1 protein-coding gene is annotated in these 550 nt (G+C 69.0%); it reads left to right on the top strand.

What is annotated here, in order from left to right:
* Window positions 1-550: amidohydrolase family protein (locus AC1D00_RS44625; protein WP_477015148.1), on the top strand; the 550-nt coding region annotated here is incomplete at both ends.

Below are 550 nucleotides of genomic sequence, written 5' to 3'. Positions count from 1 at the left end.
TCGCCGGTCCGCGCATCTATCCCTCCGGTGCCATCATCACCATCACCAGCGGCCATGGCGACTTTCGGCAGCTCTCCGATCTGCCGCGAACCATCGGCGGCATGCTCAGCCGCATGGAGCTGACCGGCGGCAGCATGGTCGCCGACAGTCCCGACGAGGTGCGCGTGCGCGCGCGCGAGCAGCTCATGCAGGGCGCCTCGCAGGTCAAGCTCACGGCGGGCGGCGGCGTCGCCTCGCCCTTCAGCCCGCTCGACGTCTCCACCTTCACCGAGCCCGAGCTGCGCGCGGCGGTCGAGGCCGCCGACAATTGGGGCACCTATGTCGCCACGCACGCCTATACACCGGTCGCGATCCAGCGCTCGATCGCAGCCGGCGTGAGATGCATCGAGCATGGTCACCTCATGGACGAGGCCAGCGCGAAACTGATCGCGGAGAAGGRCATCTGGCTCAGCACGCAGCCGTTCCTGGATGTCGCCGCCGCAAGCGCGCTCGGACCTGCGGAGCAGGACAAGATGCGGCAGGTGGTCGCCGGCACCGACCGCGTCTATGC

This window comes from Bradyrhizobium sp. P2_E8 (assembly GCF_056403875.1).
The sequence above is the reverse complement of the archived record's forward strand: the minus strand, read 5'-3'. Positions and strand labels throughout refer to the sequence as shown.